Below are 20,529 nucleotides of genomic sequence, written 5' to 3' on the forward strand. Positions count from 1 at the left end.
GTCAGCCCCGACTTGGTCGCGCCGGGGTTGGGCTGGTTCATCGTGTCGACCTGCGCGACGTTGACCGTCGCATAGACCTCGTTGTCGGGGTCGAGGTCGAAGCCGACGCGGCCATAGCCATTGTACCGGTCGAGCCGCGACTGGAGCGTCGTACCGATGCCGACGTTGCCCGACAGGTCGCCGCCGACGCAGAAGCCGCCCGAGGTGTAGCAGCCCGAAACGGGGCCGGTCTTGGACGGCACGCCACCCGAGCCGTAGTTGAAGGTGAAAGGCTTTCCGTTGACGTCGAACGCGGTGCCCTGCAGCGGCCCCGAACTGATCAGGCCGAATTTGGTGTATTGATACGCCTGCGCGTGGTCGCGGACGAGATATTGCGGCGAGCCGTCGTTGGTGATCCCGCGATTGACGAAGGTCGTCGTGCGATACCACGTGCGGCCTGCCGCGAGCTGTTCGCCAAAGCCCCCCGCCGCGACGCCGTCCTCATGGTCGTACTCGCCGCTGACCTCGACATGGAGGCGATTGTCGAAGAACGAACGCCCGGCGGCGGCCTGAATCAGCCCCTGCTTGTTGTCGCCATAGGTCGTGATGCCGCCCTGGACGTTGGCCTTGAAGCCTTCGAAATGTTTGTCGGTGATGAAGTTGACGACGCCGCCGACCGCGTCCGATCCGTACGACGCCGATGCACCGCCGGTGACGACGTCGACGCGCTTGATCAGAAGCTGCGGGAACAGGCTGATGTCGGGGACCCCGGTGACGTTCGCGCCGACGACGCGCTGGCCGTCGAGCAGCGTCAGCGTGCGGATCGTGCCGAGGCCGCGCAGCGAGAACGAGCTCAGGCCCTGCTGGCCGCTCGATGTGCTGTTGGTCCCGGTGGTGACGCCGCTCGACCCCTGCAGCGAGGGCAATTGCGCGATCGTCGTGAAGATGTTCGGCTCGGCGTTGCGCGCGATTTCGGCCGCCCCGATGACTGTGGTCGGGGTCGGTGCGGTGAAGCCGCTGGTGGTGATGCGCGAGCCGGTGACGACGATATCGCCGGCGTTGGTCGTCGCGTCGTCGGGGGTCGCCGGAGCGACGGCGGCAGGCGCGGGTGCCTGCTGCGCCTGCGCCGGTAGCGCGAGACCGACCGCGAACGCCGCCCCCACCGATGCCAGCAGCCGCGCCCGATGTGCCGTGTGAAGTCCGCCCATTTTAGTCTCCCCGTTTGTTTTTGTTACAGTTGTGCCGCGTAGAGCGTGTGATGCGTCAGGATGAACAGCGTGCGCTTGTCCTGGCCGCCGAGCAGAAGCTGGAGCGGGCGTTCGGGCACGTCGATCCGGCCGAGCGGCTTGCCCGCGGCGTCGTAGGCGAACACCTGGCCGTTCGCGATGAACACCCGGCCCGCGCCGTCGGTCGTCACGCTCTCCCCGCCGCGATCGGCGAAGACCTTGAGGTCGGTGAGGGCACCGCCTTCGCCGACCGCGGCGGAATAGGTTCGCGCTTCGGATTCGTTGCTGACGAGGACGCGGTCACCGGTGCGCCTGCCGATCAAACCATAGGCATCGAGTGTGTCGGAGAAACGCCAACCGACGTGATCGGGGGAGCCTTGCTGCCAGACGCGGAAAGCGGGGAGGGCGAGGCTGCCGTCGGGCGAGCGATATTCCATCGGCTTGGCGGCCCCGGCATCGCGCGCGAACATCTCGGCGAGCGTGGTGAAATGGCCGGTCACCGGATCGAACTGGTCGCGGAATTCGCCGTTGTTCCACCAGTTGACCGGGAGCAATGTCGTCGCCCCAGGCGCGGCGGGTGTCGCCGCGACGAGCGTCAGCTCCTGTTTCGGCGCGGCAGGATCGAAGCTGTAGACGGTGCCCTGAGGCCCGAACGATGACTGCACGAGCAGATGCCCCGACCGGTCGACCGCAAGGTTGACCGGATCGAGCGCATTATCGCGCACGACCTCGAGCCCGCGCGCGCTGGTCCAGCGGTAGATCCGCTGGAAGCGATGCTCGACGAAATAAAGCGCGCCGCTTGCGTCGATCGCTCCGCCCGAGATCGACCAGAAGCCGCTTTCGAGCTTCTTGACCGGGCCCACGCCGGTGAGGGTTGCCGGAACGACCGAAGCGGGGTCGGCGGGCACGTCGAGCGTGGCGAACTCACGCTCGCGCATCTCGAGGTGATGCGTCTTGTCCTCGATCGCGTTCTCGAACGGGAATTTGCTCGCGCGGGCATAGGTGCCGCAACCGATGTCGTCGCATGTCGAGAAGCCGCTCTCGGCATTGATGTGGACGTTGCGGAAGCGGATGTCGCTCGAATTGAACAGTTTCACCGCGGTCACGGCGGGGTGGAAGGTGCGCGTGACACGGTAGGCGTGATAATTGGCGAGCAGGATGTTGTGCGAGTTGCGGATTTCGAACGAGACCGCGTCCATGCCCTCGGGGACTTCCTGCTCGGTCTGCGGGGCGAGGAATTCCCAGTTCTCGACGCCGTCGAGGACGATCTCGTTGCGAACGTGGTGCTCGTTCGACAGCTCGTAGACGTGGCTCGGCGTCTTGGTGTTGGTCACGTAGAAACCCGCCGTCGCGAAGGTGTTCGGCGACCAGATCGCGGCGAAGGTGCCGCCGCCGCCGTCGGCGACCCAGATGCTCGGATATTGCGCATCGAGGCGGTTATCCGCGACCGGATCGCCGCTGTGCGCGCTAAGTGTCCCGAGCGGCTTGCCGTCGGCGGTCGGGGTGCCGCCGCCGCCCATGATCTTGACGTCGTCGATCAGCGAATCGGCGCCCGCTTTCCACACGATCGCATTGGCGCGTGGGTTGACCCGCCCGGTGAACAGGCCGAGCCCCGAGACGATGTTGCGCCCGCCCGATGGCGCAGCGAGGATCGGCACTACGGTTCCGATCCCGGCGTGACCGGGGTCGTTGTCGGGAATGACGAGCTGGGTAATCGCCGGGTGGAGCCCGAGCAGGACGGTATCGGGGCGCAGGTTGAGCGTTCCGGTCACCATGTAGAAGCCCGTTGGAAAATACAGGACGCGGTGGCCGTCGATCGCGCGCTGGAGCGTGGCGGTGTCATCGGTGAGGCCGTCGCCCTTCACTCCGAGCGAGCGGACGTCGGTCCACTCGGCGACGGGCGGCAGCGCGCGGATTGCGGAGGTGCGTGGGGCGGGCAGCTTCGCCAGCGGGGTGATCGTGCTCGACGTCGCGGGTGCGCCGACCTGACCCAACCCCGGGACCGCGAAGCCGTGGCTGAAGCCGGCGACGCGGTAGGCTGGACCAGCCCCCGCCACCGTCCGCCCGCTTTCGCGGAAGCGCGCGAAGACCGGGGTGTTGCGCGCGACGGCATTGTCGAAACCGATTTGGGTGAACGGGCTCTGCTCGCTCGAAATGATCACGGCAGCGCGCGAGACATTCTCGAACCGCACGTCCTTGCCCCACAGCGAGTCACTATAGCCCTCGTCGATGTCGATCCCGACCGGCGTATCGCGGATGGCGACGTTGATCAGCGTCAGGTCGACTTCATGCTCGCGGATCGCGGCGTCGCGCTGGCCGTTGAAGCTCGAATCGATCAGCGTGAACTGCCACGCGGGCGACGTCTTTTCGCTGACGATGCCGTAGCGGCCGCCGTGAAAATGGATGTCCTCCATCTCGTTGCCGGCCTGATAGACGCCGGCAAAGCCCGAGCCGAGGCGGAAGTCCATGTGGCTGAGGAAGCCGTGCTGGGCGAGCCGGAACCGGATCGCCGCCGCGGCGGGATTGCCTTGGCCGAGCTCGATGTCGACGTTGCTCATCGCCGAATAAAAGGTGCCCGAATTGGCATCGCGGACGAGCTTGCCGGCGGGAACGACATTGGGGACCGGCACCGGGATCTTGCCGACCTGATATTGGTCGCTCCCGGTGAAGACAATCATCATCGCAAGGCCCGACTGGAAGCCGGGGGTGTTGTCGCCGAGGAAAAGGACCGGGCGCGTCTTGCCGACCCCGAAGATGCGCACACCGGCGGGGACGAGCAGCGTGCGGCTCAGCCGGTAGCGGCCCGAGGGCAGGAAGACGATGCCGTGTCCAGTCTTGTCGGGCGCGGCGTCGAGCGCTGATTGCACGGCATCGGTGTCATCGGCGCGGCCATTGCCAACGCCGTGAACGGTGACCGCGCGCGGATCGGCGGGCATCGTGGCGAACGTCGATTTGGCAGACGCGGCCCCGGCGATCTGGGGCGAACCCAGAAGCACCGCTGTCATCGCCAACCACGCTGCCTTCATGCAATCCCCCCCGTCGCTGCCATCTTGCCGGAAAGCGTCGATCCGGCTCGATTAGGGAATAATTCAACTATCGGCATCCGCGACCAAGGTCGTAGTTCCCGTCGCGCTCGCCGCAGCCGATAGGCTCGCCCCGCTATGGGTGAGGTTGATCGACAGCGTCTGGCCGGAACCGGGGGAAGCAGCGTGCTGCCGTCCGTCGAGCGGAGCGATTTCCCGTCGATGGCGATCGTTGTCATGGGCGTCAGTGGGAGCGGCAAGTCGACCTTGGGGGCGTTGCTCGCCGCGCGGTTGGGGTGCCGGTTCGTCGAGGGCGACACCTTCCATGACGCTGCGGCGATCGCGATGATGCGGTCGGGGCAGCCGCTCGGCGACCGCGAGCGTTGGCCGTGGCTCGATCGCGTCGGCGCAGCGCTGGCGCGCGAGGTATTGGCGATCGGCGTCGTCGTCGTCGCATGCTCGGCGCTCAAGCGCGTCTATCGCGACCGGCTCGCGGGATGCGTCACGGTGCCGACGCGGTTCGTGCTGCTCGATGCCGACGCCGACACGCTGCGTGAACGGCTGACCGAACGCGCGGGTCACTACATGCCGCCGAGCCTGCTCGCGAGCCAGCTCGCCACGCTCGAACGCCCGGCGGCCGATGAGGCGGCGCTGACCCTCGACACCGGCACGCCGCCGGACCTGCTCGCACGAACCGCGTTCGACTGGCTCGCGCGCCCGCTTGCCATGCCCCCGAACGGGACCCGTCCATGACGATCAAATGCATCTTGATTGCGGTGTTGCTCGCGGTTGCCGGACGGACCGAAGCGCAGTCTCCGCCGGGGCCGCCGATTGTCGCGTTGTGGCCGCAAGGCGCGCCGGGTTCGGAGGAGCGCCGCGTCGAACCCGAGATCGTCGAGAACACCTACGTCCGCAACGTCCACCAGCCGTCGCTGGCGGTATTCCGCGCCGATCCCGCACATGCGAATGGTGCGGCGGTGATCGTCGTCCCGGGCGGCGGGCACCGAATGCTCGTCTGGGTCAACGAGGGCGTGATGCCGGCGCGAACGCTCAATCGCTTTGGCGTCACCGTGTTCGTGCTCAAGTATCGCCTCGCCCGCGAAGCCGGCTCGAAATACGATATTGCGCGCGATGCCGCCGCCGATGCGCGCCGTGCAGTCCGCTGGGTCCGCGCACATGCCGCGGAGTACGGCGTCGATCCCCACCGGGTCGGGCTGATGGGGTTCTCGGCGGGCGGTGAAGTGGTGTCGATGGTCGCCGACGCACCCGCACCGCCGATACCGGCGAATGCCGACGCGATCGACCGCCTCAGTGCGCGGCCAGATTTCCAGGTGCTGGTGTATCCCGGCCCGCTCGGTATTCCCGCGCCCGCGGCCGCAGGCGCGCCGCCCGCGTTCCTTGTCGCAGGGACGCTCGATCAATGCTGCGCTGTGCCGGTGCTGACCCTGTATCAGCAGCTTCGCACCGTGGGCGTGTCGGTCGAGTTGCACCTGTTCGCCGACACCGATCATGCGTTCAACGTCGGGATGCATTCGGAGCGGCTCGGGGTCGCGCATTGGCCTGACCGCCTCGCCGACTGGCTGTCGGACGGGGGATGGCTCCGTCCCGATGGAGGGGCGAAGCCGACCCCCGGCAATTACTAAAGCTCGCTCGGCATCAGGCGCTTGCGCCCCTCAGAAAGGTGCCAGCGCATCGCCAGCGCGGCCCCGTCGCAATCCTGCGCCCGGATCGCCTCGACGATCATCTCATGCTCGCGCAGCATTGCGCCGAGGACGTGCGGCGGGCGCGAGCGCGAAATGTCGACCCCGGCGCGCATGACGCGTTCGATGTCGCCGGTCAGCGCGTCGAAGGCGAGGCCGAACGCGGGATTGGCGGTCGCGGCGACGATGCGGCGGTGCAATTCCATGTCCTCGGCGTCGGCTGGCTCGTTCGAGAGCATTGCCTCGCGTAACCGGTCGAGGGCAAACTGGATCTCCGCCATCTCCTCGGTCGACCGGCGCGCCGCCGCGAGCCGTGCCGCCTCCGCTTCGAGGACGAAGCGAACCTCGTAGCTGCCGAGCGTCGAAGACAGTTCGGACATCGGCAGGTACGTCATCAGCCGGTCCGACGGGCGGCTCTTGACGAACGATCCGGCACCGCGCCGCGCTTCGGTGATACCATCCGACGCCAGCCGCACCAGCGCCTCGCGGACCATCGTCCGCGAAATGCCGAACAGCTCGGCAAGACGCGCTTCCGACGGCAGGCGGTCGCCGACATCGAGGCTGTCGGCCTTGATGATCTCGACGATCCCCGAATAGGCTTTGTCGGCGAGCCGCTGCACGGTCATGTCCGATTCCCGTCTGTCGTCACGGCCTAGAGGAACCTACTGGCAATCAGGATGAACACCAGTCCGACGACCGACACCGCGGTTTCCAGCAGCGACCACGTGCGGAACGTCCCCGGCATGTCGGTGCCGAGGTAGCTCTTCACCAGCCAGAAGCCGGGATCGTTGACGTGGCTGAAGAAGACCGATCCAGCGCCGATCGCAAGCACGGTCCATTCGGGCGACACGCCCGAACTCACGACCAGCGCCGGCATGATCCCGGCGGTGGTGATCGTCGCGACGGTCGCCGAGCCGATCGACAGCCGGATCGCCGCCGCGACGAGCCAAGCGACAAGCAGCGGCGACAGCGCGCCGTGGCTGGCGACGCGGGCGAGGAGATCGGAAATGCCTGCCTGGACCAGCACCTGCTTGAGGCCGCCGCCCGCGCCGATCGCGAGCAATATGGTCCCCGCCGGAACCATCGCTTCGGCCCAGATCGCGTCCTGCACCCCCCGCTCGAACAAGCGGCGGCCGAACAGCAGCGGCAACGCGGCGAGGCAGGCGATCAGTAAGGCGAGCACGGGATTGCTGGCGACGCCGAGCCACGCGAAATTCGGCGCGACCGACTTCGGCAGGAGCGCCTCGACCTGTCCGGCGGCGATCAGCACCACCGGCATCAGGATGACGATCAGCGCGCGACCGACGCCGGGGTCGGGGACGTCGAGCTTGACCGCGGCCAGCACCGGCGGCGCGATCCGCACGCCGCGCGCGGTGAACTTCGACAGGATGGGGCCAGCGATGATCGCGGTTGGAATGCCGACCAGCAGGCCATAACCGATCGTCCGCGCGAGGTTCGCGTGGAGGGCGTCGACCGCGAGCAACGGCCCGGGGTGCGGCGGTACCAGCGCGTGGACCACGGCGAGGCCAGCGATCGCGCACAGCATCAGCGAAAGCTTCGCCTCGTCGCCGCGGCCCTTCACCGGCAGCGCGGCGGCGGCAGTGGCGACGATCGGCAGCAGCAGCACCAGCCCGGTCTCGAAGAACAGCGGCAGACCGATGACGAGCCCCGCGATCAATGCGGCAAACGGCGCTCCGGCGACGCCCGAGGCTTTGAGCGCGGCGCGCGCAAGACCGCCGGCTCCGTCCGAAAGCTGCAGCATCGCACCGAGCGCCAGCCCCAGCGCAACGACCAGCCCGGTCCCGCCGAGAATGTCGCCGACGCCCTTTTGCACCGCCTTCGACGTTACCGCGATCGGCATGCCCGACAACAGGCCGACGGCAAACGCGCCGCATAACAAGGCAATGAATGGATGGAGCCGGCCCCGGACGACGAGGATCACCGATAAGGCGATGCCACTGACGGCTGCAGCGATCAGTCGCGCGTCGGCGACGATCATCGCACGGGCGCCGATACCTTCACACGACGCGGCCTGCTTGAAATGGCGCGCGAATGGCTCGACCGATGTGCTTCGATGCCCAACTCAGCTCTCTCCCTCGACTGTGTCGCGTTGTCACCAGGCAGACTGGCGCCGCACCATCGTTTCGCTAGACTAGTATGACAGCATTGCCACGGTCGCTACTGAAAACTGGAAAATGTGGCGAGTATTGCGCCGAAAACGGTTTTGCCGCTTGAGTCTGTCCAACAAGTTCAGTTACGCTGACGGCACGGCGCGACTCATGTCGACGCAATGAGATCGGTGCAAACCGACGACAAATGGAGCGTGGTCGATGATCGCGCGAAGAGGGGGAGAGTCGACTTGATAGCTATCCAGACCGACGGCGCGGCGTCTTCTGGCGCGACCCGCGATAGCGACGTGCCGGGCCGTGTTCACCTGACGCCGACCCAGCGCAAGGTTCTCGATGGCGTTCATTCTGGGCGGCTCAACAAGCAGATCGCTTTCGATCTCGGGGTCGCCGAAGCCACCGTGAAGGCACACATGACGATCCTGATGCGCAAGCTCAACGTCCGCAATCGGACTCAGGTCGCCGTCGTCGCCCAGATGATCAGCGCTGGTCTCTGAGCTGGCGCATTTCTCCCGCAATGCGGAAGGTTAACGAAACACTGTCTATCGCGCCGCTAATCGCGCACTCTAATGCTGCGCTGCTCACTCGATACAGCGGAGCGGGGGGAAGGGGTTTTATGCGGCGGTTTCGGGGCGGCAGTTTTTTTGCGGCGGTACTGGCAGCGATCATCGCTATTCCCGCCGATGCCAGCGTCGCTCCGGCGACGACGGCGACGATCACCAATCCTGCGGCACTGCTGAAGTTCGAGCCCGGCGCCGATTACGTCCTGGCCAACTACACCCAGATCAGCGCGTGGCTTCATCAGATCGCGGGCGAGAGCGACCGCATCAAGCTCATCAGCATCGGCAAGACCGCCGAGGGCCGCGACCAATATATGGCGATCGTCTCGTCGCCCGAAAACATCCGCAATTTGGACCGGCTTCGCGAAATCTCGCGGCGGCTCGCGCTCGCCAAGGGTATGACCGACGACGAGGCGCACAAATTGGCGGCCGAGGGACGCTCGGTCGTCTGGATGGACGCCGGGCTGCACGCGACCGAGGTCGTCCCCGCGCAGTCGCACATCGAGATCATCCACGAGATGCTGACTCGCAACGATCCCGAGACGCTGCGGCTGCTCGGCGACGACGTCATGCTGTTCGTCTTCGCCAACCCCGACGGGCTCGAACTCGTGTCAAACTGGTACATGCGCCCCGCCGATCCGACGAAGCGGGTCAGCGACACGATCCCGATCCTGTACCAGAAATATATCGGCCACGACGACAACCGCGACAGCTTCGCCTCGACCCAGCCCGAGACGACCAACATGAACCGCGCGGCGTATCGCGACTGGTTTCCACAGATCCTCTACAACCAGCACCAGACCGGGCCGCTCGGGGCGGTCGTGTTCATTCCGCCGTTCCGCGATCCGTATAACTTCAACAACGAACCGCTCGTCATCAACCAGACCGATATCGTCGGCGGGATGATGCACGCGCGCCTCGTCGCGCAGGGCAAGGGCGGGTCGGTGATGCGATCGGGGGCGCCGTATTCGACGTGGTTCAACGGCGGGGTCCGGACGATCGGCTATTTCCACAACCAGATCGGCATCCTGACCGAGATCATCGGCAACCCGACCCCGTTCGACCTGCCGCTTGTGCCGGCGAACCAGCTCGCGCGCGAGGACGAGGTGATGCCGATCGCGCCGCAGAAGTGGCATTTCCAGCAGTCGCTCGATTACATGAAGGAAATGGACCGCGCGATCCTCGACTATGCGTCGCGGTATCGCGAGACCGTCCTGTTCAACCGCTACGTCATGGGCCGCAACCAGATCGCGAAGGGCAGCAGCGATAGCTGGATCGTGACACCGAAGCGGATCGAGGCGCTCAAGACCGCGGCGGCGGCGATCAAGACCGAGCACAAGGGCACCCCGCTCGACGGGCTGACCGGGTATAATAGCCGCGATATCGTTCCCGCGAGCCTGTACCAGACGGTGCTGCAGGATCCGGCGATGCGCACGCCCCGGGCATACATCATCCCGGGCGATCGCCAGCCGGATATGCCGACGACGATCAAGTTCCTCAACGCGTTGATCAAGACCGGGATCGACGTCGAGCGGGCGGACGCGCCGCTCAGCTTTGCTGGGGTCACCTATCCCGCCGGATCATTCGTCGTTCGCACCGACCAGGCGTTCCGGCCGCATGTCCTCGACATGTTCGAGCCGCAGGACCACCCGCAGGACTTCGCCTATCCCGGCGGTCCGCCGATCAAGCCGTACGACGTCACCGGCTATACGCTGGCGCTGCAGATGAACGTCCGCTTCGACCGCGTGCTCGACGCCTTCGCGCCAAAGTTTCCTGCTGTCGCCGACGTGATCGACGCACCGCCCGCGGGCCACATTGTCGGGGAGGGGCGTGCTGGCTTCGTCGTTAGCCATGCGACGAACAACAGCTTCACTTTGTCCAACCGGCTGCTCAAGGCGCGACTGCCGGTGTTCTGGCTTAAGTCGCCGACGATCGTTGCTGGCGCGACCCTCGCGCCGGGTGCGCTGTGGATCCCGGCATCGGCGAGGGCGAAAGCGATTGTTTCGCAGAGCGTCGGCCCGCTCGGCATCGACGCCTATGCGATTGCCGCAAAGCCCGTGGGTGACACCATCGCGGTCAAGCCCGCGCGGATCGGGCTGGTCGACGTCTATGGCGGGTCGATGGCGTCGGGCTGGACCCGCTGGCTATTCGACCAGTTCGAATTTCCATACACCCGGGTTTACCCGCAGGAGCTCGACAAAGGCGGCCTCGACCGTAAGTATGACGTCCTGATCCTCCAGAGCGACGTCCTGGGACGCGAGGAGGGCAGCGGTCGCGAACAGCCCAAGGCCGAAGATATTCCAGTCGAGTACCGCGCAATGCTCGGCCGGATCAGCGCCGAGCGTACCTATCCGGCGATCGCCAGCTTCGCCAAGGCCGGGGGCACGGTGATCGCAGTCGGCGACGCGTCGCGGATCGGCCCGGCGCTCGGCGTGCCAGTGAAGAACATCCTCGTCACCGCCGGGGCCGACGGTAAGGACAAGCCGATTTCGTCGAGCAAGCTCTACGTTCCCGGCTCGATCGTGACGGTAAAAGTCGATGTCGCCGACCCGCTTGCCTACGGCGTCCCCGAAGCCGTCAATATGTTCTACAATAACAATCCGGTGTTCAGCCTGACGTCCGGCGCGACGACGGCGCGGCAGGTTGCCGGATATTACAACGACGACCCGCTCGTGTCGGGTTGGGCGTGGGGCCAGAAACTGCTGAACGGCAACGCCAGCATCGTCGACGCAACGCTCGGTCGCGGCCGGGTCTATCTCCTCGGTGGCGAGGTCACGCAGCGCGGCCAGCCCTACGCGACCTTCAAGTTCCTGTTCAACGGCATCTTTGTCGGTCCTGCCGAAGCACAACGCGGGTCATGACGCAGGTTGGTCGCTCCGTGCCTCGACCGCCCCGGCCATGATCATTGCGCCGAGCAACGCCGGAGCGATTGCCCACAGCGATCCGCGCGCGGCGAGTGCGGCGGTCCCGGCCCACGCGCCCGCCAGGGCGACCTCGCCGAGGCCGACGACGAACGACCCGGATTGGCGGCGACGGAAGGCTGAACGTGGCTGGGGGCGGCCGAACCACGCCTGAAGCAAGGCGGCGGTCAGCGCCGCGACACTACCCATGACGAGCACGACGAGCGCGGCCCATGGCGCAGCCTGCACGATGGCGAGCGCGGCGACGATCGCGACTCCGGCCGGGATAAGGCAGGCGGCAGCGAGCTTGGCGCGCTCGATTGCGGCGCGTGCCACCGGTGCCGCAGCGAGAAGATCGGGCGCGTCCTCGGCGCAGACGATGATCCACGCGAGCGACGATGCGAGCAGCCCGGCGCACGCGGTCGCGGCAGCGGCGATCCCTGGCGCATCGAGGCCATGCTTGTCGCGCAGGACCAGCGCGGCCAGCGGGATCATGTAGATTAGCCGCAGCGCGATCTGCGTGATGAGTTCGGGATCGCGCACGACCAGCCGCAATTCCTTCGTCACGATGATCCGCGCGAGACCGGTGCCGAAGCGGACACGACGGTCGCGCGCGACGACGTGCCGGGCCCCGGTGTCGCTTGATGCCGCAAGATGCCGCGCGCCTGACCGTGTCGCAATCCACGTCGCGCCCAGCGCGACCGCAGCCATCGCCAGCAACGGCCCGCTTTCGCCGAGTACGGCACGCGCCGGCCAGTCGAGCGGGGTCGGCCATGGTGCCGTGACGAGGTGCGAAAGATTGTGCGACAGCGCCGGCGAGACATTTTGGAGCTGGGCGAGCAAGAAGATCGCCCCGCCCATCACCGCCGCACCCAGCTGCGCTACCGTCCGCGCCCGCCGCGCGCCGATGGCATCGTAAAGCACTCCGATCAAACCGATTGAAATCGCCGTCGCGACTGTCGCGTCGACCGCGATCATAACGAGGCCGCCGAGCCAGCGCGGATGGCCGAGAATTGCAGAAGTAATCAGGAATGGCGCGGTGAATAGCAGGAACGGCGCGGCGACGGTGAAAATGACGCCGATCGCCTTGACCGCGAGCACGCGGGTCGGCGGCAGCGGCGCCGACAGCAGCAGGTCGAGATCCTGGCGCTCGTGGAACGTCCGCAAGACTGCGATCGACGCCGTCGACATCATCAAGATGAGGAGTCCGACCACCGCCGCGCCGAGGTAGCCGAGGACCGCGACGCGCATATGCTCGGAGACCGGGCCGACGTCGCTCAGCGACCATGCGAGAAGCACGCCGCCGATCGTCGGCACGGTCGCGAGCAGGATCGTCGGGACGTTACGCGCGAACCAGCTCGTTCGCGTTCCCGTACCGCGCAACGCAAGGCGCAATTCATGGCTGAGGAGCCACGTAAACCCGCCCGGCGCCGGCCTCATTCGCCCGCCAGCGCGATGAACATTTCCTCGAGGCTGGCTCCGGTGTCGCCGCGGCGGCTGCGAAGCTCGTCGAGTGTCCCCTCGGCGACGAGGCGGCCTGCGCGGATGATGCCGATCCGGTCGGCGAGCCGCTCGGCGACCTCGAGAATGTGGGTCGTCAGGATCACCGTGCCCCCGGCGACGACCCGCGCGACGAGCAGATCCTTGACCTGCCGCGCCGCGCCCGCGTCGAGCCCGGTCAACGGCTCGTCGAGGATGAGCAGCGCGGGGTCGTGGATCAACGCCCCGGCGAGCGCGGTCTTCTGCTTCATGCCGCGCGAGAAGGTTTCGCAGCGTGCGTCGCGCTGCTCCCAAAGATCGAGCCAACGGAGCAATTCTTCCGCTTTCACCGCAGCAGGGCCGGGGTCGATGCCCCATAGTCCGGCGACGAACTCGAGATATTCGAGCGGGCTCAGCTTGTCGTAGAGTAATGAATCGTCGGGCAGCCACGCGACCCTGCGCTTCGCCGCGATCGGATCGCTAAGCGCGTCGATCCCGAAAATATCGATGCCGCCCGAGTCGGGTGAGAGCAGCCCCGCGACCATCCGAAGCGTCGTCGTCTTCCCCGCGCCATTTGGGCCCAACAAGGCGTAGAGTTCGCCGGCGCGGACGACGAGATCGAGGTCGTCGACGGCGACGCGCGAAAAGGATTTACGCAGCTTCGAGACGGTCAGCGCGGCGTCGGTCATCGTCGTCCCCCGGCCGCGGGGGTCACTCCGCGGCCCAGGGCTTTGTGACTCGATTTGCCGTGACAGCAAACCGATAAGACGATGACCGCGCCGCGCTCCCCCGCTCAGGCGCGCACGGGCGACGCGCGCCGAAGCCTCAAGCGGCGACCGCGATCCGGCGACGGCGGGCTGCCCCGCCGACGATGCCGAAGCCGGCGACGAGCATTGCCCAGCTCGCTGGCTCGGGAACCGCGCCGGCGACACTCGTCAGAAATACGCCCGAGTCCGACGTGTACGAGACACCGTCGACATGGCCGATCTTGATGCCGCCGCCGTTCGAATAGTCGAGCGTCGAATTGTAGGTGTTTAGGCTGAGATTGAAGCTGATGGGAATGTCGGCTGTCGCGCCGGTGATCGCATAAACGCCGGAGAAGCGCGTATCGGTCGGGGTGTAACTGGCGAACGACGAGGAGACCCAGCCGCCGACCCGCGGATCGGAGGCATAGACAAATGTCGGTGAGCGGTAATTGCCGCCGTAATAGCCAGCGCCGTAATCGCCGAATTCATACGCCGAGGCACCGCCGAAATAGAAACCGTAGCCGAGCTCGGCGCTGGCGTGATCATAGTCGGTGGTGGCGACCGTGCCGGAAAAGGCAAAGCTGACCGGGACGTAGGTGATCGTGCTCGCGTTCGCGCCGGCAATCGTGAAATGCAGCGTGTCGGCGAGTTGCGCGCTCGCGTTCGCGCCGGCGAGGGGGCCGGCGGCGGAAGCAGTGAGGTAGATCTTGGCCGTTGCGAGGTCGGCTGAAGATGTGGCGACTGCCGTATCCGGCAAGCCGGTGACGCTGACCACGCTCGAATAATCGTTCGCCCGCGTCAGCGTGCCGGTGGTGTCGGTCGTTCCGCTGACCGTAACGGTCTGAAACGAGCTGTATGCGCTCGGGTCGCAATTGCTGCCGCCACCATCATTGTTGATGAAGCCGGCACCCGTCCGGCCTGAGTTATAGAGCGCTGCACAGCCGCGATTATAGCTGCGTCCTGTGTTGGCGAAGGTGCTGACCGAATAGCCGGCGTGGGCCGGGGCCATGCCTATGATTAGGCTTGCTGTGCCGGCAAACGCGAGGGTCGCGCGGCGTATTGGGCGGATCATTCTAACTCTCCTATCGACGGTCAAAGGGCTGCTTCCGGATGTACGGACGTTAACTATTCAATTTCTTGAACACTCGTACCGCCCACTCTGCGGCGCCGGTATCGGCCGGATGGTGGAGCCGGATGGCCGATGGCCGAACGGCGGTTTGACCTTTTGCGGGCTCCCGGCGAAAGTCGCTGCATGGCGCGATCCATGCCGAACATCCTGCGCGACGCGGTCAGCCCGGGTCTTGAACAAGTCGACCGTGACTATGCGGTGACGCATCCGCTGCGCCCAATGCTTACCGCCGGTATCCTGTCGCTCGGGCTGTTCGTGCTCTCGTCGGTCCTGAGCTATGCGACCATCCGGGCGTCGCCACCCCCGCTGACGATGCCGCTCCTGATCTATACCGCGGCGTTCGTCCTCTTATGGGTTGCGGGACTGGTGGTCATGGTCGCGCGTCGTGCCGGCCACGCCGAGCGCGTCCGCGTGTGGAGCCGTCTGGCGATCTTCATCATTCTTGGCAGCCACCTGGCGTGCTTCGGCCTGATCTGGGGGGTAATGCCTTTCCTCCGCCTCGACGGTCAGCTTTTGCTGGCAATCCCGCTGATCGGATGCGTTCCGGTGCAGCTGATCTGCAGCCCAGAAAATAGCCTGGCCAATCGCAGCGGTGCCGTCGGGGTGATCGGCTCGCTTGGTGCCTTCTTCGCGACGCGCGGGACCGAATTCACGACCTTCGCCGCGCTTTATATCTTCGGCTTCGCGATCGTCATGCTCATTTTGGGCGACCGGGTCGCGGGAACGGTCCGCGCCACCGTCGCTGCCCGGCTGGCGAGCGATGCTGCCGCGCGCAAGCTCGACCGGCTGCTGTCGGAGGTGGCGGCCGAGCGCGATGCCAAGACCAAATTCATCGCCGCAGCGTCGCACGATCTCGGCCAACCGCTTGCAGCGGCTGCATTGTTTTTCGACCAGAGCCTGCGGACGACCGACGACCTCGCGCGGGCGAAGGCGATCGAAGGCGTCCGCCGCGCCTTCGCCTCCGCCGATCAACTGCTGTCGCACATGCTCGGCCACCTTCGGCTCGAGGCGGACGCGGTCGACCCGCACCGATCGCAGGTCGCGGTCGGTCCGCTCCTCGCCCGGGTTGCTGCGCAGTATGCGCCGGCGGCGGCGGCGGCGGGAATCGCCCTGCGCACCACTGGCGCACGGCTGTCGCTCCTGCTCGATCCGCCTCTGATCGAACGCGCGCTCGGCAACCTCATCGACAACGCGATCCAGCATAGCCGGGGGCGACGAATATTGCTGGGGGCACGACGGCAGGGCGACATCGTTCGCTTGTGGGTTATCGACGACGGTGTCGGCGTCGCGCCGATCGATACCCGGCACATCTTCGACGATTACTACCAGGCCGAGACGGGCGGCGCGGCGCAACGCAACGGCTTCGGTCTAGGCCTGTCATCGGCGCGCCGGCTGGCGATCGTGATGGCGGGCAGCGCCGGACTCGATGCTCGCTGGCGACGCGGCGCGGCGTTCTATCTCGAATTCGGCGCTGCGTCGGTCGCGTCGTCTGCCAGGCGGCACGGCGAACTTGCGGCATGAAGGCGTGCCTCATCGCCGACGACCATGTCCTGATGCGTGAGGCGCTCGCGGGGACCGTTCGCATGGCGTGGCCCGATGTTGCCGTGACCGAGGTCGGCGACTTCACGAGCGCATGGGCCGCCGCCGCTGCGGGCCAGCCCGACGTTGCGATCGTCGACCTGATGATGCCCGGCGCGTCGCCGCTTGTCGGGGTTCGCGGAATTCGCGAGGCATCGCCGGAAACTGCGATCCTCATCGTGACCGGGACCGAAGACGACCGCCTGCTGCTCGACCTGCTCGATCTCGGAATTGCCGGCTTCGCGGGGAAGACTTCGAATGGTCAGATTATTGAGGCGGCGCTCCGCCTGATTGCTGCCGGCGGCCGCTATCTGCCGCCTCGTCTTGCCGAGATCGCCGCGTCGCGTGTCGACACCGGTCCGTCGGCGAAGTCTGCTCTACCTGCTGATCGCCCAGGCTTGACCGACCGTCAGATCGCGGTCCTGCGGCTGGTCGCGAATGGCCTGTCGAACAAGGAAGTCGCGCAATCGCTCGCCCTGTCGCCGGCGACGGTCAAGACCCACCTCGCCCATGTGCAAACGATCCTGGGGGCGAAAAACCGGACCGATGCGGCTAGCCGCGCCCGCGCCCGCGGCTTGCTTTGAGCGGACCGGGCGGCGTGCCGAAGATTACTGAGGGCTGGAGTGAAGCTCGGCCCGGTGCCGCGGCGAACGCGAGCAGGCGCGCGCCGATGCCGACCGCCGCGACGTAGCACGGCAGGATCAGGAGGAGGTACGCCGTCCAATAGCGGGTGCCGCCGGTCAGCCCGATCGACGTGCAGGCGGACGCGAGCAGCGACACCGGCCCGACGATGCCATGTGCCGCAAGCAGGTTGTTGGCAAGGATTACGACCTTGAGGTTGAGCAAGGTCATCGTCGCGGTGACGAGCCGCAAGGGCGACCTAGTCCGTGCGCGATGATCGAGCGGTTTGATGAAGAAGATGTCGAACACGTGCCGCCACCAATAGGTCAGGACCGCCGTCGGCACCGTCCCCGCGCGGCCGATGCCGAGGACAAATGCGCCAAGCAGGGGGATCAGCAGAAGCGCGTTGCTCAGCACGAGAAAGCCGATGCGGATGCCGCCGTCGGCCCGCGCGGCGTTGGGATTGAGTTCGACGCCGGTGCCATTTCGTAACGACGCCAAGGTCGACAAAATGTCGCCGAGCGTCAGCAGGACGAAGGCGGCCGCCACCGCTCCGGTCAACCACCACGCCCTTTTCGACATCGCAAACATCTCATTTCTACCGCCAGCCAGGCGCAGTAAATCTTCCGGTAACTCTACCTTATCGTGGTCTAAAGACTTACGAAAGCTGCTTAATTATTTCCTTTCAGCTTGAAAGCGCGCTCGGCTGCGATAAAATACGGTCGTTCGGTTAAGGCGATTGTGTGATGGCGTACGTCGGGTTTTTTCTGTTGATCAACGCCGGTGCGTTCTTCCTCTTTGCCGAAGACAAGGAGCGATCGGCGGCGGGATTGTACCGAATTCCAGAATTCCGGATGCTGATGTTCGCGGCTGCCGGCGGTTCGATCGGCGCACTGCTGGCGCAACGTGTCATCCGCCACAAGACGCGCAAGCAGCCGTTCGCCGATATGCTGCTGCTGATTTTCGGACTGCAGCTCGGGGCGGTCTTCGGGTGCGGCGCGCTCTATCTGGCGATCGTCTGAGCCTGCGCCGGCGGTAATAGCGGCGGCACGCTCGCGAGGAGGATCGCGCCGCCAAGGATCGCGACCGCATAAGGAAGCGGTCCATTGTGCTGGAACGCGGGATAGGTCGCCCCCGGCCTTGCCAGCTTGCGGCCGACGACTGCGATCACCGCCATGGCCCCCCCGGCGAACACGGTTCCAAGCAGCAGTAACGGCAAGCCCGAAAAGCCCGCCCACAATGCGCACGCAGCGAGCAGTTTGACGTCACCGCCGCCTAGCCAGCCGCGATCGAACAGCAATGCGCCGATGAAGAAAACGATCGCCCCCGCCGCAGCATGTTCCCACCATGGTTCGATCGTCGTCGCAGTCACCGCGAAGACGGCAAACAGCGCAGCAACTGCGATCGACCAACCGTCCGGAATCTCGAAATGGCGGACGTCGGCGTAGGCCGCGCCGGCGACGCAGGCGAGGGCCGCCGCGGCTGCGACTTGATCGAACACGATTATTTGCCCGCGTTGGCGAAGCTCGGAAGCAGGTCGCGCTTGACGAGGATCGCGCCGGGCAGGATCAGCACCGCGATCATCGTCGGCAGCATGAAGGCAACGAGCGGGATCGAGATCAGCACAGGCAGGCGGTGCGCCTTTTCCTCGGCGCGCATCTTGCGCGCCTCGCGCATTTCGATCGCATAGCATTTGAGCGCCTGCGCGATGCTCGACCCGAGCTTGTCCGACTGGATAATCAGCGTCACGAACGAGCCGATCTCGGCAACCCCGGTGCGGCGGACCAGCCCCTTCAGCGCGTCCTCCCGGCTGCGACCGGCGCGGAGCTCGAGCGCGACGACGGCAAACTCGTTGGCGAGCAGCGGATGCGACCGGCGGACTTCCTGCCCGACGCGGGTGAAACAGGCGTCGATGCCGAGCCCCGCCTCGACGCAGACGAGCATCAGGTCGAGCGTGTCGGGAAAACCGTTGAGGATCGCCTTGCCGCGCGATGCGGCCCGGCTGCCGACGTAGAAGCCCGGCAGATAGAGTCCGGCGAAAGCGAGCCCGGCAACGATCATATAGAGCTTCATCGGCTTGGGGTCGGAGGTAAGCAGGACGATCGTCGCGCCAACGGCAGGCAGCACGAGGGTCAGGATTGTGCGAACGAGCATGAACAGACGCGCCGCATGCGGCTGGGTGAAGCCCGCCTGGACCAGCTTTTCGGAATGAACCCCCGGCTTGCTGTCGGCCAGTGAGACACCGCGCTTTTCAATGCTGCGCACCAACCGGGATCCCAGCGACGGACCCTGGTCGACGCGCAGGCTTGCCCGCGGGGCGGCGGTCGGCGCGGTCGTCCCTGCGAGGCGGTGACGCAGGTCGACCTTGTTGGCGAAGAGCGGCGCAAGACCGAGAAACAACAGGCATCCTGCGGCAAACACCACTGCAATCAACAGTCCCTGCGCGACGATCGGTGCGATCATACTTTGAGGTCCACCAGTTTGCGGATTGTCAGGATGCCGAGGGTGTAGAGGCTGAGGATGATGCCGACGCCGGGAATGAACCACGGATCACCGGCGACATCGAGATAGAATTCCGGGGAGCTCGTGAAGACGACGGTGAAGGTGAACAGCGGCAGGATCGACAGCATCGTGCCAGTCATCTTGCCCTCGCTCGCCAGTGCCTTGACCTTCATCACCATGCCCATGCGCTCGCGGATGACCTTGGTCAGCCCTTCAAGGATCTCGGCGAGATTGCCGCCGGTCTCGTTCTGGATCGCGACGCAGACGACGAACATCTGGACGTCCTGGCTGCCGATCCGGTTGCTCAAATTGGTCAGCGCCTCGCGCAGGTCGAGCCCGTAATTGACCTCGTCGATCACGATGCCGAACTCGGATCCGCACGGGTCCGCCATCTCGGTCGTCAGTAGGTCGAGCGCCGCCGACACCGGGTGGCCGGCGCGAAGGCCGCGGACGAAGATATCGAGTGCGACGGGGAACTGCCGGTCGAACTCCTTGATCCGCTTCGCCGCCCGCATGTTGAGGTAGAAGATCGGCATCGCGAAGCCGACGCCGATCGCAAAGATCGCCAGAAGGAGCAATGTCGACACCGAATTGAATTGCGTCGTCAGTTGTGCGGCGAGCGGGAAAGCGACGCCGATCGACGCACTGGCTATCGCCATCATCGCCAGCATCCGCTGCGCGCTGATCCGCATTCCCGCCTGGGTCAGCTTGGGTTCGATCCAGCGGACGACGGGTCCAAACAGCGATCCACGCGTCGCGCCGTCACGTTGCGGGCGCAGAAGCTGCATGACCTCGACGCGCGACTTGCCGGCGGCGATCAGGCCGAGGCGGCGGTTGACCGCCTGCTTCGACCGGCGCGCGCTGATCGTCCCCATTGCGAAGTCGGCGAACAACAGGGTCGCACAGAAGACGAGGGCGTACGCCGTGAGAGTCACCCAATTGGGCATCGCGGCGGCCACC

At 66.1% G+C, this 20,529-nt stretch carries 16 protein-coding genes and 2 pseudogenes; 7 read left to right on the forward strand and 11 right to left on the reverse strand.

The window, feature by feature from the left end:
• Positions 1 to 704: 704 nt before the first annotated feature.
• Both KTC28_RS23555 and KTC28_RS09850 read right to left on the reverse strand, forming a co-directional pair.
• A pseudogene (locus tag KTC28_RS23555) lies at positions 705 to 1,187 on the reverse strand (TonB-dependent receptor plug domain-containing protein); the annotation flags it as partial.
• 23 nt (positions 1,188 to 1,210) lie between these two features.
• Positions 1,211 to 4,231: a glycosyl hydrolase family 28-related protein gene (locus tag KTC28_RS09850; protein WP_216708741.1), complete on the reverse strand. Its 3,021-nt coding sequence runs from the start codon at positions 4,229 to 4,231 to the stop codon at positions 1,211 to 1,213.
• A gap of 219 nt (positions 4,232 to 4,450) precedes the next feature.
• Here KTC28_RS09850 and KTC28_RS09855 point away from each other — a divergent pair, with 219 nt between their 5' ends.
• Together KTC28_RS09855 and KTC28_RS09860 are read left to right on the forward strand one after the other, a co-directional pair.
• Positions 4,451 to 4,981, forward strand: coding sequence for a gluconokinase (locus KTC28_RS09855; protein ID WP_216708892.1), 531 nt, complete (start codon positions 4,451 to 4,453; stop codon positions 4,979 to 4,981).
• Positions 4,978 to 5,871 carry an alpha/beta hydrolase gene (locus tag KTC28_RS09860; RefSeq protein WP_216708742.1) on the forward strand — a complete coding sequence of 298 codons (894 nt, stop codon included), beginning with the start codon at positions 4,978 to 4,980 and terminating at the stop codon, positions 5,869 to 5,871. The genes KTC28_RS09855 and KTC28_RS09860 overlap by 4 nt, the downstream gene beginning before the upstream one ends.
• Here KTC28_RS09860 and KTC28_RS09865 read toward each other — a convergent pair.
• Entirely contained in the window at positions 5,868 to 6,554 is a 687-nt protein-coding gene (locus KTC28_RS09865; RefSeq protein ID WP_216708743.1) for a FadR/GntR family transcriptional regulator, read from the reverse strand. The two genes, KTC28_RS09860 and KTC28_RS09865, sit on opposite strands and share 4 nt — an antisense overlap.
• 26 nt (positions 6,555 to 6,580) lie before the next feature.
• The gene (locus KTC28_RS09870; RefSeq protein WP_216708744.1) at positions 6,581 to 7,927 is read right to left on the reverse strand and encodes a GntT/GntP/DsdX family permease; all 1,347 of its coding nucleotides are present in this window, start codon (positions 7,925 to 7,927) and stop codon (positions 6,581 to 6,583) included.
• A gap of 417 nt (positions 7,928 to 8,344) precedes the next feature.
• Between KTC28_RS09870 and KTC28_RS22750 the strand changes: the two genes are divergently transcribed.
• Positions 8,345 to 8,551 (forward strand): helix-turn-helix domain-containing protein, encoded by a 207-nt coding sequence (locus tag KTC28_RS22750; RefSeq protein ID WP_219776975.1) that lies wholly within the window; start codon positions 8,345 to 8,347, stop codon positions 8,549 to 8,551.
• A gap of 119 nt (positions 8,552 to 8,670) precedes the next feature.
• On the forward strand, positions 8,671 to 11,475 hold the full coding sequence (locus KTC28_RS09880; protein WP_216708746.1) for a M14 family metallopeptidase: 2,805 nt from the start codon (positions 8,671 to 8,673) through the stop codon (positions 11,473 to 11,475).
• On the opposite strand, the gene KTC28_RS09885 is transcribed toward KTC28_RS09880, so the two are convergent.
• From KTC28_RS09885 to KTC28_RS23465, 3 genes and pseudogenes are all read right to left on the reverse strand, one after another.
• Positions 11,470 to 12,954, reverse strand: a complete 1,485-nt coding sequence (locus tag KTC28_RS09885) for a hypothetical protein (RefSeq protein WP_216708747.1) — start codon at positions 12,952 to 12,954, stop codon at positions 11,470 to 11,472. The two genes, KTC28_RS09880 and KTC28_RS09885, sit on opposite strands and share 6 nt — an antisense overlap.
• A complete protein-coding gene (locus tag KTC28_RS09890) occupies positions 12,951 to 13,682 on the reverse strand; it encodes an ABC transporter ATP-binding protein (RefSeq protein ID WP_216708748.1) in 732 nt (243 codons plus the stop codon). Before KTC28_RS09890 ends, KTC28_RS09885 begins: the two co-directional genes overlap by 4 nt.
• Positions 13,683 to 13,818: 136 nt before the next feature.
• Positions 13,819 to 13,917 (reverse strand): annotated as a pseudogene (locus KTC28_RS23465) (PEPxxWA-CTERM sorting domain-containing protein); the annotation flags it as partial.
• A 1,074-nt stretch (positions 13,918 to 14,991) separates the two neighbouring features.
• On the opposite strand from KTC28_RS23465, the gene KTC28_RS09900 reads away from it, so the two are divergent.
• Both KTC28_RS09900 and KTC28_RS09905 read left to right on the forward strand, forming a co-directional pair.
• Positions 14,992 to 16,389, forward strand: coding sequence for a sensor histidine kinase (locus tag KTC28_RS09900; protein WP_216708749.1), 1,398 nt, complete (start codon positions 14,992 to 14,994; stop codon positions 16,387 to 16,389).
• The gene (locus KTC28_RS09905; protein ID WP_216708750.1) at positions 16,386 to 17,030 is read left to right on the forward strand and encodes a response regulator transcription factor; all 645 of its coding nucleotides are present in this window, start codon (positions 16,386 to 16,388) and stop codon (positions 17,028 to 17,030) included. The genes KTC28_RS09900 and KTC28_RS09905 overlap by 4 nt, the downstream gene beginning before the upstream one ends.
• Here KTC28_RS09905 and KTC28_RS09910 read toward each other — a convergent pair.
• Entirely contained in the window at positions 16,999 to 17,649 is a 651-nt protein-coding gene (locus KTC28_RS09910; protein WP_216708751.1) for a hypothetical protein, read from the reverse strand. The two genes, KTC28_RS09905 and KTC28_RS09910, sit on opposite strands and share 32 nt — an antisense overlap.
• Positions 17,650 to 17,813: 164 nt before the next feature.
• Here KTC28_RS09910 and KTC28_RS09915 point away from each other — a divergent pair, with 164 nt between their 5' ends.
• Entirely contained in the window at positions 17,814 to 18,089 is a 276-nt protein-coding gene (locus KTC28_RS09915; protein WP_216708752.1) for a DUF1294 domain-containing protein, read from the forward strand.
• On the opposite strand, the gene KTC28_RS09920 is transcribed toward KTC28_RS09915, so the two are convergent.
• From KTC28_RS09920 to KTC28_RS09930, 3 genes are read right to left on the reverse strand one after another with little or no spacing between them, the layout of a single operon-like run.
• The gene (locus KTC28_RS09920; protein ID WP_216708753.1) at positions 18,071 to 18,568 is read right to left on the reverse strand and encodes an A24 family peptidase; all 498 of its coding nucleotides are present in this window, start codon (positions 18,566 to 18,568) and stop codon (positions 18,071 to 18,073) included. The two genes, KTC28_RS09915 and KTC28_RS09920, sit on opposite strands and share 19 nt — an antisense overlap.
• 2 nt (positions 18,569 to 18,570) lie before the next feature.
• Positions 18,571 to 19,530, reverse strand: coding sequence for a type II secretion system F family protein (locus KTC28_RS09925; RefSeq protein ID WP_216708754.1), 960 nt, complete (start codon positions 19,528 to 19,530; stop codon positions 18,571 to 18,573).
• The gene (locus tag KTC28_RS09930; protein ID WP_216708755.1) at positions 19,527 to 20,528 is read right to left on the reverse strand and encodes a type II secretion system F family protein; all 1,002 of its coding nucleotides are present in this window, start codon (positions 20,526 to 20,528) and stop codon (positions 19,527 to 19,529) included. The genes KTC28_RS09925 and KTC28_RS09930 overlap by 4 nt, the downstream gene beginning before the upstream one ends.
• Position 20,529: the final 1 nt, after the last annotated feature.

The sequence above is a fragment of the Polymorphobacter megasporae genome (assembly GCF_018982885.2).
Lineage (GTDB): Bacteria > Pseudomonadota > Alphaproteobacteria > Sphingomonadales > Sphingomonadaceae > Polymorphobacter_B > Polymorphobacter_B megasporae.